Source organism: Pseudomonas sp. 18.1.10 (genome assembly GCF_024655625.1).
Taxonomy (GTDB): domain Bacteria; phylum Pseudomonadota; class Gammaproteobacteria; order Pseudomonadales; family Pseudomonadaceae; genus Aquipseudomonas.
On sequence record NZ_JANLGL010000072.1, the window covers coordinates 13,896 to 27,650 of the forward strand.

The 13,755-nt window shown below is 57.2% G+C and carries 13 protein-coding genes; 6 read left to right on the forward strand and 7 right to left on the reverse strand.

The annotated features are described in order from the left end of the window. The first annotated feature begins 69 nt into the window (after positions 1-69). Positions 70-1,059 (forward strand): zinc-dependent alcohol dehydrogenase family protein, encoded by a 990-nt coding sequence (locus NUV89_RS14425; RefSeq protein WP_257781843.1) that lies wholly within the window; start codon positions 70-72, stop codon positions 1,057-1,059. Between the two features lie 55 nt (positions 1,060-1,114). On the opposite strand, the gene NUV89_RS14430 is transcribed toward NUV89_RS14425, so the two are convergent. Beyond that, positions 1,115-1,483, reverse strand: coding sequence for a hypothetical protein (locus tag NUV89_RS14430; RefSeq protein WP_257781844.1), 369 nt, complete (start codon positions 1,481-1,483; stop codon positions 1,115-1,117). After that, a complete protein-coding gene (locus NUV89_RS14435; RefSeq protein ID WP_257781845.1) occupies positions 1,474-2,448 on the reverse strand; it encodes a hypothetical protein in 975 nt (324 codons plus the stop codon). The genes NUV89_RS14430 and NUV89_RS14435 overlap by 10 nt, the downstream gene beginning before the upstream one ends. A gap of 506 nt (positions 2,449-2,954) precedes the next feature. Between NUV89_RS14435 and NUV89_RS14440 the strand changes: the two genes are divergently transcribed. After that, entirely contained in the window at positions 2,955-3,185 is a 231-nt protein-coding gene (locus tag NUV89_RS14440) for a DUF6124 family protein (RefSeq protein ID WP_257781846.1), read from the forward strand. A 213-nt stretch (positions 3,186-3,398) separates the two neighbouring features. Here the strand turns inward: NUV89_RS14440 and NUV89_RS14445 are convergent, their stop codons facing one another. The 4 genes from NUV89_RS14445 to NUV89_RS14465 form a co-directional block, all read right to left on the reverse strand. Then, positions 3,399-5,174, reverse strand: coding sequence for a DUF262 domain-containing protein (locus tag NUV89_RS14445; protein WP_257781847.1), 1,776 nt, complete (start codon positions 5,172-5,174; stop codon positions 3,399-3,401). Positions 5,175-5,585: 411 nt separating this feature from the next. Further along, the gene (locus NUV89_RS14450) at positions 5,586-7,424 is read right to left on the reverse strand and encodes an ATP-binding protein (RefSeq protein ID WP_308220195.1); all 1,839 of its coding nucleotides are present in this window, start codon (positions 7,422-7,424) and stop codon (positions 5,586-5,588) included. A 135-nt stretch (positions 7,425-7,559) separates the two neighbouring features. Further along, on the reverse strand, positions 7,560-8,468 hold the full coding sequence (locus tag NUV89_RS14460; RefSeq protein ID WP_257781848.1) for a sel1 repeat family protein: 909 nt from the start codon (positions 8,466-8,468) through the stop codon (positions 7,560-7,562). A gap of 80 nt (positions 8,469-8,548) precedes the next feature. Next, complete coding sequence (locus NUV89_RS14465; protein WP_257781849.1) at positions 8,549-9,157, reverse strand: LysE family translocator; 609 nt, start codon at positions 9,155-9,157, stop codon at positions 8,549-8,551. A gap of 112 nt (positions 9,158-9,269) precedes the next feature. Between NUV89_RS14465 and NUV89_RS14470 the strand changes: the two genes are divergently transcribed. The 4 genes from NUV89_RS14470 (at position 9,270) to NUV89_RS14485 (ending at position 12,956) form a co-directional block, all read left to right on the forward strand. Further along, the gene (locus tag NUV89_RS14470) at positions 9,270-10,133 is read left to right on the forward strand and encodes a LysR family transcriptional regulator (protein ID WP_257781850.1); all 864 of its coding nucleotides are present in this window, start codon (positions 9,270-9,272) and stop codon (positions 10,131-10,133) included. A 114-nt stretch (positions 10,134-10,247) separates the two neighbouring features. Next, positions 10,248-10,727, forward strand: a complete 480-nt coding sequence (locus NUV89_RS14475; protein WP_257781851.1) for a hypothetical protein — start codon at positions 10,248-10,250, stop codon at positions 10,725-10,727. A 536-nt stretch (positions 10,728-11,263) separates the two neighbouring features. Further along, a complete protein-coding gene (locus NUV89_RS14480) occupies positions 11,264-11,626 on the forward strand; it encodes a hypothetical protein (RefSeq protein WP_257781852.1) in 363 nt (120 codons plus the stop codon). Between the two features lie 70 nt (positions 11,627-11,696). Beyond that, positions 11,697-12,956, forward strand: a complete 1,260-nt coding sequence (locus NUV89_RS14485) for a hypothetical protein (RefSeq protein WP_257781853.1) — start codon at positions 11,697-11,699, stop codon at positions 12,954-12,956. A gap of 39 nt (positions 12,957-12,995) precedes the next feature. Here NUV89_RS14485 and NUV89_RS14490 read toward each other — a convergent pair whose 3' ends face one another. Further along, on the reverse strand, positions 12,996-13,622 hold the full coding sequence (locus tag NUV89_RS14490) for a glutathione S-transferase family protein (protein ID WP_257781854.1): 627 nt from the start codon (positions 13,620-13,622) through the stop codon (positions 12,996-12,998). Positions 13,623-13,755: the final 133 nt, after the last annotated feature.

Genomic DNA, 13,755 nt, shown 5'->3' on the forward strand with positions numbered 1-13,755 from the left:
AGGCCTTTATTCCGCGCCGTCCCACGCCTAAATTGAACGCCACATTGATAAACATCGAGGATCAACCCCATGGCCCGCATTGTCAGGATTCACGCCTACGGCGACGCAAGCGTCTTGCAACTGGAAAACATCGACGTCCCGGCGCCGGCGGCCGATGAAGTGCAAATCCAGGTCAAGGCCTTCGGCCTCAACCGCGCCGAAGTGATGTTCCGCAACCACGCCTACCTGCAAGAAGCCGAATTCCCCAGCCGCCTGGGCTATGAAGCGGCGGGCGTGGTGAGCGCAATCGGCGCCGACGTCCGCGACTTCCAGGTGGGCGATGCCGTCAGCGTCATCCCGCCCCTGGACATCGCACGCTGGGGCACCTATGGCGAAGTGGCCAATGTGCCCGCCCATCTCACCGTCAAACACCCGCAGAACCTCAGCTTCGTCCAAGCCGCCGCGTCGTGGATGCAATACGTCACCGCCTGGGGCGCCCTGGTGGAACAGGCCAAGCTGACCCAAGGCGACGTCGTGCTGATCACCGCCGCCTCCAGCAGCGTCGGCCTCGCCGCCTTCCAGATCGCCCGCAGCGTCGGCGCCACCGCCATCGCCGTGACCCGCACCCGTGCGAAAAAACAGGCGTTGCTGGAAGCGGGCGCCGCGCACGTGATCGTCAGCGATGAAGAAGACCTGGTGGAACGCGTGATGGCACTCACCAACGGCCAAGGCGCCCGCGTGGTGTTCGACCCGATTGGCGGGCCGGGCTTTGAGGCACTCACCCGGAGCATGGCCCAGGGCGGGATTTTGCTGGAGTACGGCGCGTTGAGTTCGGAGCCGACGCCGTTTCCGTTGTTTACCGTGCTGGGCAAATGTTTGACGTTGAAGGGGTATTTGTACGCGGAGATTGTGGCGGACCCGGTGGTGTTAGCACGGGCCAAGGCGTTTATTGTGGATGGGTTGGCTTCCGGGGCGTTGGCGCCGGTGATTGCCAAGACGTTTGGGTTGGATGAGGTGCAGGAGGCGCATCGGTTTTTGGAGGCGAATCAGCAGATCGGCAAGATTGTGGTGACGGTTTAGGTTTTTGCGGTTAGCTGGGTTATCAGCCGTGCCACTGTAAGTGGCACGGTTGTTTTTACAGCGCGTATAGAACGTAACGAATCCCCATCCACATAAATATTTGAAGCCAAAAAAGCTCCGGCCATATCACCCAGCGCTTGAGAGAGAGCGGAACTGACGCAACCTCCTTTTCGCTCACATCGCCTAGCCGGATATAACTTTTTGGAAACGTCAAAAAGCAGGAAATCTGCCCCATGCGCAGTGCTTTATCCATCGGCCGATTGCCCGGCCAACGTTGCTTGTTCAGTTGAACAATTTCATTGTTCTCAAAATACTTTTCCAGCATTTCAAGCTTGAAATAGTGCGTGTACAGCAGCAACGCCACACCAACGAGTGACTCAACGCCCACGAGCCAGGTGATGAACCTATAGCCGGCTATATCCATAGATCAACACCTAAATACAGTTCTTCACCCAGTTCGGCGCCAACAACACCCAGACCTTTCCCGGCCGAATAACCGCCGGCAGCGCCGCCCAAGACACTGCAATACAGTCCCCCTGCCCCCTTTGTCGCGATGCCCAGAAACAAACGACACAACGCTGGCCCAATCTTCGCTCCGGCCATTCCCCCGCCGTATGCCCCTGCGACGCCGCCCACCAACTTCCCGCTTTCCACGAACTGCGCCTTCCGACACTGCGCCTCCCGCCCCAACGTACACGCCTCCTTCACCTCCAACCCCGCCACCGTCATATCCAACGCCAACCCGATATAAGTCCCCTTGCGCAAATGCCGCGCCACGCCCGCCATACGCTCAAGACGCTCCGCATAACCCCTGATCTCCCCTTTATCCAAAAAACGCTTGGTAGAGATCCCCAGAATCCACTTCAACGAACTCCCACCGCGCAACCCCGTGCCCAACCGCGCCGCGCCCTGCAGCTGGTTATTCAACTGTTTCAACAACACTTCGCGCTGCCGAAAAAACGTCTCCCGGTCCACTCCGCCACTTTTGTACCGCGCATAAGCCTGCTGAATCTGCTCCATGGTGTGGCGCACGTCTTTGAGATGTGTACTCCAGGCAGACGCCGCACTGCCGATGCCCAGGGAGGTGTAACCCAATACGCTTTGCAGCAAATCGTATTCACCGGCGGTGATCTCCGTTACGTACGGGTCAAGCTCCAGCGCACGGCTGATCCTTTGCGCTTCCCGCATCATCCAAGCCTCTTCGGCGGTGCTTTCCAGGGTTGTGTTGCTCGGCACGATGATCATGTGGCCGGCGTCGACAAAAAACCGGGGCAGGTGCGCGTTCAGCGCATCGAACTTGCGCACGGCCATCGGCGATGCCCCGCTGAGGTACCTGGCCTTGAGGCTCGCGTGGTCGCTGAGTCGCGGGTTGATATGGGTCTTTAACATGGCGCAATTCCAACCTCGAGATAACGAAGAGGTCGGAATATAAAAGCGGCGTTTTCTGATTGGGCGGGGATTGGGAGGCGGGATTGAATTTCAGAAAGGGGCTACAGGAAACCCGATCAATACCTACAGCAATGGCGCAAAAACTCAGTCGCAGCACCAAACATTTGCGCAGTTGACGCAGGGATAAATCCCAAAGCCATCCGGCACCTTGCTCCGTTGCCTACGCCTGCGTCAGAATCCGCCGGCTTGTGTGCTGGGGTGGTCGAATCTAAGGTTGCGCGGTCGCTGAATTTCTCGGTGATCGGGTTTAGTAGCCCACGGTTAACCTAACAAGTGCATGAGCTTCGTCTGTCAGACCTTACCGTCTGTGCTTGATGGTGGCTGTGCGCAGGGCGCCCTCGGGCGCGCCGGTTTTGTTAGGTTCCACCGGTCTACTAACCTGCGTACAGCTGCCTCCCTTTTGTTTAGTAGCGATGGGGTGGTGGCATCAGGTAAGGAACTTAACGATGGTTAACGATTCAACCACGCTTTTCACCGTCGCTCCCGACACCAGCAACGAAACGCTCATCATCAACAGTTATGAGACCTTCACGTCAGTCAGCACTCTGTTGCTTGATCTATCCGAAGATTTGAACGGAAAACACCGTGACATCGCGCTAGCAATTCACCAATTGAGTGAGTTAGGTGTGCTAATGACAGCCGAGCTTCTAGACCGTGAAGCACCCTGCACTAGCTGATCACTAGCCATCCAGAGCGCGACCCAGCCTGATCGTTGGGTCGTAGTATGAGAAAAGGGGACGGACTGACTTTTATAAAATAAATCCGTCCCGTTTTTTTCGTCCCGTCTTTTTCACGCAAACTCCGCACACTAAATAAATCTTACTTCATTAAAAATAGCGCCCACACGTGGGCGCCTTTACACGGAAATATCAGGAAAACGACCTAAAAGGTCACACCATAAACCGCTTGAATAAATCATTCATAGCTGCACCTGGTTTCACTTCGGCATTGTGAGACAAATGCCGCTCAAAATATTCGTTACCATATGCCTCGGGAGCAGTTCCTCGCTCAGCCCTAAAAATAAGTATTTCCTTTTCCTTGTATGTAAAATTCGAAAGCTTATTCAATACTCTCAACCTAAACTCATCTGACACCAGCTTGCTTTTCCCGATGTAATCTTTAACTATCTTCAGATACTGATCAATCCCTTTATAGACATACTCCGCCTCACTGTCAATCCCCACAATAAACTTACTGGAATATTTAATAAAACTCCTACCAAACTTTAACTCATGAGCTTTGGCATCAGCTTCGCTTTCAGCGACCCCAACAATTACGGTACACTCACCAGTAATACTATTCGTCATAGCAACTAGAGTCTTAAGAATTTTATCAATAAGTTCAAAATTCAATTCTTTTTTGTTATTCGACAAAACTATCAACCCCATTTTAAAATCATAGGACTGCTGCTCTGTCTTGGACTCATTGATTATATTTTCTATATTTCTAATCCAATTACCCGGCTCAAACTTATTATCTTTCGACTTCACAAAATGCTTACTAATTATGCCTTTGGTAGCCTCAATCAAACTTGTCCTCTCCTCATTATGCCATTTGCGATTATTTGACATAATAGAACTATAATGCTTTTCATATATTCCTTTTAGAGACCCGTGCAAATCCTTGTAATTATTTACGGCCATATTTTCATTTATAATTAGCTCATACATTGACAAAAAAATAACTTGGAAACATCTTGAAGATTTTTGTTTTTGGCTTGTGAATATTGTATTTGAAAAGCTTCCCCTATCTTCTCTAAATACTTTATTTAACTCATCAAAAATAAAATTGAACGACTTTATAATGAAGTCTTCATTATATTTTTCCAATGTGCCCGCTAAAGCCTGATGCTCTTTCGTAGATGAGTCATATACTTTGTTTAGATAATCAGAAGTGGTATGACACTCCTTTGGAACTGAAACATAGCTTAATAAATGGGCAATCAACTCCTCATCTCTAGATTCGCGTATATCCTCCCTTCTGATGATTTCACTTTTGACCCAGAAAATATCTTTAATATTTATCCCATAATTCAGCCTATCGTCACCGATACTAATATTTTTCATATTGCGCAGCGTGACAATATCAGTCCGAGAAGAATCCTTTCTCACATAGTTAGATATTTTATTAATAGTTTCTGGAACTATACCTAAAGAGCCTGCCTGCCTTACATCCTGCATCGACAGCCTTCTTCCGCCAGTATTTATCCGTCTAAACGTTTCATCAATAAAGGACGGAGTGTTTATGTGGGTTGTTAAAAATGGAATCTGATAGTTTAAAATTACCGAACAAACTTTAGCGTCCAATATTGGCTTTTTTTGTTCCAGTCTTCCGTTATCTTTAAGATTTTTAGTTAGCGAAGTTGTTTCCAGATCAAAAAATTTTCCACCAAGAGAAAAGTCACATTCAATAAAAGAGGTTATTGCATTTAACCGCTGAAGACCATCAAGTATTTCCAGCGTGCCACTATCCCCCCCTGCCCCCTCTTGCTTTGAAGTTAATATCATAGGGATAGGGTACCCATTGGTTAGCGAATCGATAAATTTTTCTTTTTCTTCGATAGCCCACACTAATTTTCGCTGATATCTGCGATTAACAACTAATTTGTTTTCTAGATACAATTCAAAAACACGCTGCACGAGTTGAGGTGTAATAGCAGAACTCATTGAATACCCTTATCTATAAAATTTAACATCCGTGATCGTGCGTGCATAATGCGCGGCCATCGACATAACACTTATGAGCGTAAAATCCCCACTCAGAAATCATTAATAGGACAGCAAAGCGCAGCATAAAACTGGTTTTCCGAGCTTATTGGCTAGCCAATTGGTAGCGGTAGCGGCCCACACCACACATAGCACTATGCCATTATCTCGACTAGGTGGACTATTTTCAATGCGTATGCGTATTAGATTGTCAAATAGCGCTCAGCAACTCGGGGTTGCACGGTGCAATCTATCGGTAAAACACGATATCGCTTGGTAGCGGGAATCACAAAGGCCTCATTTTACCGATAGCTGGCAATCATCTATAGCCGCTAACGGTGCTCAATGATTATCTTAATAACCCGTCAGTAGCTACCTCCCCAACAACTCCCTAACCCTCCCCCCCAACACCTCAACCGCAAACGGCTTCGTCAACACCCCCATCCCCGCCCCCAACTGCCCATACCCCATCACCGCATTCTCCGCATACCCGGTAATAAACAACGTCTTCAACCCCGGCCTTAGCTCCACCCCCGCCTCCGCCATCTGCCGCCCATTCATCCCGCCCGGCAAGCCCACGTCCGTCACCAGCAGGTCAATGTGCACATCCGAGCGCAGCAGTTTCAGCCCTGCCGCGCTGTCTGCCGCTTCGATCACGGTGTAGCCCAATTCCCCGAGCACATCGGCGAGCAACATGCGCACGGTGGATTCGTCGTCCACCAGCAATACGGTTTCGCCGTGTTGGGCGACTTCGATCGTGGTCTGCCCCGGCGTCAGTTCATCCCCCGGCGCCGCGCCGTGGTGGCGTGGGAGGTAGAGGGACACGCAGGTGCCCTCGCCCACTGCGGACTGGATGTGCACCTGCCCGCCCGACTGTTGGGCAAAGCCGTAGATCATCGACAAGCCCAAGCCGGTGCCTTGGCCGATGGGTTTGGTGGTGAAGAAGGGTTCAAACACGTGGGCCATGATGTCTGGCGCCATGCCGGTGCCGGTGTCGCTGACGCTCAGGCGCAGGTAGGGGCCTTCGGCAAGGTCGTGGGCGCGGGCGGTGTTGGCGTCGAGCCAGTGGTTGCTGGTTTGCAGTTGGATGCGCCCGCCTTCGGGCATGGCGTCGCGGGCGTTGATGCACAGGTTGAGCAGGGCATTTTCCAGTTGGCTGACGTCGACGAAGGCGGTCCAGGCGTCAACGGCGCCGAGGGTTTCGATCTGGATGCCGGGGCCGGCGGTGCGTTGGATGAGTTCGGCCATGCCGTACATCAAGGTGTTGACGTTGGTGGCGCGCGGTTCCAGGGTTTGCCGGCGGGAGAAGGCGAGCAGGCGCTGGGTGAGGACGGCGGCGCGTTTGGCCGAGCCTTGGGCGGCGACCATGTATTTGTCGACGTCGCTGAGGCGGCCTTGGCTGATGCGGCGGTTCATCAGTTCGAGGGCGCCGGAGATGCCGGCGAGCAAGTTGTTGAAGTCGTGGGCCAGGCCGCCGGTGAGTTGGCCGACGGCTTCCATTTTCTGTGACTGGCGCAGTTTTTCTTCGGCCTGCATGAGCATGGCGGTGCGTTCGGCCACGCGTTGTTCAAGGGTTTCGTTGAGGGCGCGCAGTTGGGCTTCGGCGTCGCGCAGGGCTTCGTCGGCGATGGTGCGTTCCAGCAGGTCGGCGGCTTGGCGGGCGAGGATGTCGAGCAGGCGCAGGTCGCGTTCGGACGGTTGGTGCGGCGTGCTCCAGTGGGTGGAGATCATGCCGAGCAGGCGCCCGTCGCGCGAGCGCAAGGGCGTGGTCTGGGCCGAACGGATGCCGGCGCGGCGGAAGGCGAGCAGGTCTTCGGTGCCGGCGATGTCGGCCCATTCTTCGAAGTCGGGGATGATGGCGCGCTGGCCCAGTTGCAGGGCCATGGTGCAGCTGCTGTAGGCCATTGGGCTCACCCATTGCCAGAATCCTACGGCCTCGGGCGGCAAGCCCCGTGAGCACAGCAGTTGCAGTTCGCCGCCATGGCCGGAGGGATGGCCTTGGGGGCAGAGCAGCTGCATGGTGCCGAATTGCGAGCCGGTGATGGACACGGCGGCATCGACGATCTTGCCGTAGAGGGCTTCGAGGTCTTGCTCGCCGATCAGGTCCAGGCTGATGCGGTGCAGGAACTCGATGTCCGACAGCGCGGTTTCCGAGTCGCGGGAAGATCCACGGGGGAAGGCGGCCGGAAAGGCGGTGCGTAGGGTTTTCATGGGTGGGCTCCGGGGAGCTGGCGTTGAGCTATTAGCCGGTTATCAGCAAAGCTGTGACCGCGTGATTCAGGCGGACGTTCGATGGTGAGCGCTGCCAGCCGAAGATATTTCGCTGGGTTGGCAGCCATGCCCCCGTTATCGGTGCGAACCCACGCTGACATCGGCCAGCGCCGCCCACGTGTCGCGGCCCTGAGGCAATATCGGCCCGTCCTTAAAACGGAAATCTGCCAGCCCCTGGAGCACCGCCTGGTCGAGCGCGCTGTCGCCTGAACTGTTCACGATGGACAGCCGAGGCACAATGGAACCTTGTAAGTACTCTATTTTCACAGTGGTCTCATTGCCTGCCGGTCTAGGCTTGAAGGTCTCGGCGAGTTTGTCCTGAACACGCCACATCTTGCGTTTCAGCCTACCCTTCGTCCCACCGACCCACAGTTGGTTATAGCGTTGTACCTGCTCGTCGGTGAGTGTCACGCCACGGGCTCGCACCCGCTGAATGCCGCCCCAGGTTTCTTCACTGGGCTTGGTTGAGTACAGGTAGAGCGCCAGGGCGCCTTCGAGATCTTGAGGGCCGCCTTTACCGTCTTCCATCAGTTTGGCCAGTCTGGTTTCGGCACGGGGGCTGCCCTTTCCAACCATCGCCCGTCGGTAAAACTGCCGGGCTTTCACATAGTCGGGCGGCCCGTCGGCCCCACTCTCGGCAATGTCACCAAGGAAATAGTAAGCCTGCTCACTAACACCGGCCAATTCGAGGTAAAGCGCTTTGGCTTTGGGAATGTCTTGGTCTACACCGGAGCCGTTTGCATACATCCCGGCAAGCCAGGTCTTGCATGTCACGTCGCCGATGTCGCTGCGGGCCCGGATGTAGTCGACCTGCTGACGCGTCATTGAGACGTCGTCGAGATAGCCCAAGCAGCGCAGGCTGGCAATAGGATCATCCAAGGTCATACTGCTTTGGCAGCCGCTGATGAGTGTGGTGAGTGTCAGTACCGCCAAGAGGTGCAGTGCAGTCCTGTGGCCAGCGCCGCGCTTGATCCGAGAGAGCAAGGCTCATTTCCCTATGCTTGCTTAAAGTTGATTGCATTATGCCATCTTTCGCATGGCAACCTACGAGGGACGCCTTACCCTCAGCTATGAACAGGCAACGCCAACCCAAACACCACAAAGAACCCACCACACACCTTATTGAACCGCCGCCCAGTCCGCGCCAACCACGGCCGCACGCGATGCGCTGCACTGGCCACCAGGTATTCAACGCAAAATTCCACCACGGCGTAGGTCAGCGCAATGGCCGCCGTCTGCGCGATGAGGTTCCTGTGCGGGTCGAGAAATGGCGGAATAAAGGCCGTGAACAACAACAGCGCCTTGGGATTCGAAAGGGCCGACACCAACCCTTGGCGAAACAGCGACCAGCGTCGCAGGCTTGGCATGCCGGCCATCTCCAGGCTGACGGGGGCAGCTCGCCACAGCCCGAAGCCCAGCCACACCAGATACAGGCCGCCGCCAATCTTCAAGGCCGTGAACCAACTGGCCGAAGCCTGGATCAGCGCGCCCAATCCCAAGGCGCACAACGTCAGCACCAGGGCAAAGCCCAGCACGCCGCCGCTGATGGTGAACAGCGTTCTGCGCCGCCCGTGAATCGCGCCGTGGGTCAGCACCAGCAAGGCGTTGGGGCCCGGCACGACCGCGATGCCGCAGCAGGTAATCAGGTACAGCAACCAGGTTTCGAAGGGCATGATCCGGTCCGGCAGAGGTTGATGGAGGCCTGCATTTTGCGAGGGAACAGCTACCCTGAAAAGCGCATAATTCACACCATAGTCATTCGATTAACGAATAGAGGTCCGCGTCATGCCTTCCAGCGATTTGCAGATTGATTGGCTCAAGTGTTTTGTCGCCGTGGTGGACGCCGGTTCGCTGTCGGGCGCGGCCCATGAGGTCAACCGGTCGCAGTCGGCCGTGAGCATGCAGATGAAGAAACTCGAGGCCGCGCTGGGGCGGCCCTTGTTGAACCGTGGCCCGCGCCACCTGCAACTGACCGATGACGGCCAGACGCTGCTGGGCTATGCCCGGCGCATGCTGGCGCTGCACGCCGAGGCCCAGGCTGCGTTCCATGGGGAGGCGCTGACCGGGCGAATCCGCCTGGGCGTGGCCGAGGACTACGCAGCCAAATACCTCACGCCACTGCTCAAACGCTTTGCGCCGCGCCACGCGGGGGTGGAGATCGAACTGACCTGTGAACAATCGACCGCACTCATCCCACGGTTGCGCAGCGGCGAGCTTGATCTGGCGCTGGTGTCCAGGGACTCGCCGCAAAGTGGCACGTTTCTATTCCATGAACCGATGGTGTGGGTGGGGTCGCCGCAGTTCGAACTGTGGCGGCGCGACCCGGTGCCTATCGCCGTGTACGAAAGCGCCAGCCTGGCGCGGCGCTATGCGGTGAACTCGCTGGCCCAGCAGGGTCGCCAGTTCAAGGTGGTGTACAACAGTTCCAGCCTGGCGGGCCAGGTGGCAGCCGTTGAAGGGGGACTGGCGATTGCCGCGATTACCCAGTGTACGGTGCAGCCATCACTGCAAGTGTTGGGCAGTGAGCACGGCCTGGGAAACATCGAGCCTATGGAGGTGTCGATCCTACGCAGCCGAGCCTCGCGGGGGTCCAAGGCGGTCAACAGCCTGCATGCATTCATCATCAGCGCGCTAAGGCCGCAGGCGTGAGGCGCCAGCGCCACGATGGTTATTCTGAATCCATCTATAGAACTGTCAGATATGACAGTAGCCGCCTAGGCCACCGCCGCTCAGAGTGAAGTGCCTTCAACCGAGGAACGCGCCATGCTTGGTTTTCGCTCGATCTCCCCCACCCTCGCCTCAGCCTTCAGGGTTGCGCTCTATCCAGCGGTGTTGGCGAGCCTGGTCGCCTGCACGCCCAGCGACAATACCCCCACCGCCGCCAACATGTGCCCGGGCATAGGAAGCATCCATCAGACCAAAGAGGCGCAAGGCTATAGCTACTCCGCCATTGCACCCGGCGGCGGATGGCGCGGCGAAAACCCCTTTGCAGAAGAACACTACCTCAAGGGGATGAAGTTTGAATCGGCCGCTATCCGCACGGGCCAGGCAGGTCCGGGCCAGCCAGAATATTACTTCGTGGCCTGCGATTACGAAGGGCCGGAGCAATTTGCGTTTTTGCGGATGTCTCAGCGTTTCCCGGTACGCCCTCGTGCCGTCGGGGAGAACTGGAGCGCAGGCGACTTCTGCCGGGGAACTTCGGTGACGGACTGCCCCTTCGCGGTGTTCGGCCCGGCGCCATGATGGAGAACGGCACGGTGCAGCCGCTGCGCTATTTCGGGCAGCTCCCCGCAACCAGTACGCCGCCGCAATTGTTCAATTCATGCACCTTATCAATGGGCACTCTATAGTCGCCATGGGTTGACTGGCTGTATTCAAAAACGCTGGGCAATGCGTTGGTTTTCGCGGGTTTTGGGCCGCCGCCATCGCCACAGGTTTGCCGAAGCGTGCACATATCGCCTTGCCGCTCCGTCCACCCCCACCCGGAGCATGTGGCGTAGGCCTGGCTTTTGAACCATGCGTCCTGGCACGCCTTATCGTGCGTCTCTCCAAACCCGAATGCCTGGGTGGTCATTAGAACCCAGGGTATTGCGCCTGCTGCCAACAAGATGTTTACGTTCTTCATATTCATCCAATCCGCTAAGTACGAGCGATGTCTTCCTGGTCAGGGTATTGATGGCCCAGGCAGGCATCTCTACAACTAATTGGAAATTCGTCGCGGCTGAAACGGCCCCCATACCCTGCTAACCTGCGGCCCTTGCTTTCAACTGGAGCTTTTTGTGGCCCTATCAAAACGCGACAGCGCCCGTATAGACCGCAGCCTGGTCGCCGCACTCACCGAGGCCTGCGAAACGGCCAAGGCGCAAATCCCGGGGTTCGATTGGCTGACCCACACCGTCAACTACGCCGACTTCCCCCAGAGCCTTGTCATCACCTGGGTCTTCGACACGCGGGCGAACAAGGATCACGCCCTGGCCACAGGTGTGGACGCACGTATCCGCGAACTCACTGCCATCGCCCTGCTGGCCGCCGATATCCCGCCCGTGCAGCTGAAGCGTTGCGTACAACTCGACTCGGAAGAAGCCTGCCAAGCCCAGCACGGTGGCAACTGGCGCCTGCGCCTGACCCGCTCTGCCAACTAGAGCCCGCTGCACAACTGCTGGATAATGCCCGGCCCTGTCTCTCGCCTTTTTGATACGGAAATCCCGCCCCATGAAGTTGCCGTTTGCCGCTGCTGCCCTAACCACCGCCCTGCTGCTGCCCACCCTCGCCCACGCCGCCGATGCCGCGCTGATCGACACGCTCAAGGCCTTCACCCGCTGCGATGCCAGCTTCTTCAGCAGCCTGAACACTCACCGTGACGCCTGGCAGGCCTACGCGCCGCTCAAGCAGGACAAAAACTTCACCTGGATCGCCGTCAGAAACCGTACCGACCACAAGGCCAACCTGGTGCCGGTCAGCGCGCCGCCCATTGCCGGTTTGAAGCTGTTGTCTTACAGCGACGAAGTCACCGACCTCGGGCCGTTGGGGCTGTTTTATTACTGGGGCTTTATTGTCGACGGCGGCGTGGACGAGGTCGCCCAGCGCCTCGCGCCGCTGCTGGAACACCCCGGGGCGCTGCAAAAAGGCGACCGGGAATACACCCGCAGCGAGCTCAAGGTGGGCGAAGGCTGGCAGTTCATCAAACCCCAACCGGGCAAGGCGCCGGGCATGCGCCAGGTGGAGCGGGTGCTGATCGTCGAGCCGGAGGGCAAGCAGGGCACGCAGGCGCGGGTGAGTTGTTCGGTACAAGGTGGCGTCAACGCCGGGCTGCTGGCGCGGTTGCGGCCAGACATCGCACCGGTGGACTACCCGCGCACGCAGGCCGAGGTGAATATCAGCGATGTCGAGGTGCCGGCCAACGTGCTCCAGCAGCTTGGCGCGCCGCTGTTGCAACCGAAATTCAAGAGCCTGAGTTACACCTACCTGTCGAAGAAAAACGACGGCAGCAAAGACCTGCCGACGTCGGTCACGTTCAAGGCCGAGGGTGGCTTGCTGATGAAGAACGAGGTCTACGGCCAGACCTTCAACGTGGACCGCCTGACTCAGGCCGACCTGATCCAGTTGAAATCGAAAATGAACGGCGTCGGCGATGGCCGGGTGCTGCAAACCCGTGAAGCCGAGCTGAAGGTGCCGGCCAGCTGGGTGCCGGGCCAGACGCTGACGGCGCAATTGCGCATGGTCAACCTGCCCGCCCGGCCAAGCGATAAGCCCATCGAGACCTCCTTGACCTGCACCGTCGGCGCGCGCATTCCGGCACGCCAGGTGTTTGCCGCGCTGACCGGCGAGGCGATCAAACTGGCCTGCGACCAGGGTGACTACACGACCTCACGGGTGTTTATCGAAGACCTGGGCGTTGCCCTGACCCTCGAATCGACGTCGAGCCAGACGCATTATGTGAACGAATACACGGCGTTTGACGTGGTGCGCTGACGTGCAGGCAATGGGGGCACGCATGCCCCCTGGGCCACCTTATTTGGCGAATGCGTACTCGCCGCCCTGCTCGACCGCCTTGCGATAAGCCGGGCGCGCCTGGAACTTCTGCACCCACGCCGCCAGGTTCGGATAGGCCGGCAACTTACCCTGGGCCCCGGCCACTTCGCCGATAAAGCTCATCTGGATATCCGCACCGCTCAACTCATCCCCCACCAGATACGGCGACTTACCCAGCACGTCATTGAGGTAGCCCAGGTAATTGGCCACTTCCGATTCGATCCGCGGATGCAACGGCGCACCCGCCTCACCCAGGCGGCCGACGTAGAGGTTGAGCATCAACGGCAGCATGGCCGAGCCTTCGGCAAAGTGCAGCCACTGCACGTATTTGTCATAAGTCGCGGTGGCCGGGTCCGGTTGCAGTCGACCTGCACCATGGCGGCGGATCAGGTAGTCGATGATCGCTGCGGACTCGATCAGTACCTGCCCGCCGTCCTCAATCACCGGGGACTTGCCCAGCGGGTGGATGGCCTTGAGCTCAGGCGGGGCGAGGTTGGTTTTCGGGTCGCGCTGGTAGCGCTTGATCTGGTACGGCAGGCCGAGCTCTTCGAGCAGCCACAGGATGCGTTGCGAGCGGGAGTTGTTGAGGTGGTGGACGGTAATCATGGCAGGGCTCCGCAGGGCGAGAGAAATGGCGTGCCGCATGAGACTACGCTATCTACAGGTTGATGAAGATCAAAAATGTGGGAGCGGGCTTGCTCGCGAATGCGGTGGTTCAGTCACCCGATGTATTGACTGA

Bases quoted from the DNA above. Each gene is read 5' to 3' on its own strand.
- NUV89_RS14440 (WP_257781846.1), top strand. From the start codon at position 2,955: ATGGTTAACGATTCAACCACGCTTTTCACCGTCGCTCCCGACACCAGC.
- NUV89_RS14465 (WP_257781849.1), bottom strand. From the start codon at position 9,157: ATGCCCTTCGAAACCTGGTTGCTGTACCTGATTACCTGCTGCGGCATC.
- NUV89_RS14435 (WP_257781845.1), bottom strand. From the start codon at position 2,448: ATGTTAAAGACCCATATCAACCCGCGACTCAGCGACCACGCGAGCCTC.
- NUV89_RS14470 (WP_257781850.1), top strand. From the start codon at position 9,270: ATGCCTTCCAGCGATTTGCAGATTGATTGGCTCAAGTGTTTTGTCGCC.
- NUV89_RS14445 (WP_257781847.1), bottom strand. From the start codon at position 5,174: ATGAGTTCTGCTATTACACCTCAACTCGTGCAGCGTGTTTTTGAATTG.
- NUV89_RS14425 (WP_257781843.1), top strand. From the start codon at position 70: ATGGCCCGCATTGTCAGGATTCACGCCTACGGCGACGCAAGCGTCTTG.
- NUV89_RS14450 (WP_308220195.1), bottom strand. From the start codon at position 7,424: ATGAAAACCCTACGCACCGCCTTTCCGGCCGCCTTCCCCCGTGGATCT.
- NUV89_RS14485 (WP_257781853.1), top strand. From the start codon at position 11,697: ATGAAGTTGCCGTTTGCCGCTGCTGCCCTAACCACCGCCCTGCTGCTG.
- NUV89_RS14490 (WP_257781854.1), bottom strand. From the start codon at position 13,622: ATGATTACCGTCCACCACCTCAACAACTCCCGCTCGCAACGCATCCTG.
- NUV89_RS14430 (WP_257781844.1), bottom strand. From the start codon at position 1,483: ATGGATATAGCCGGCTATAGGTTCATCACCTGGCTCGTGGGCGTTGAG.
- NUV89_RS14475 (WP_257781851.1), top strand. From the start codon at position 10,248: ATGCTTGGTTTTCGCTCGATCTCCCCCACCCTCGCCTCAGCCTTCAGG.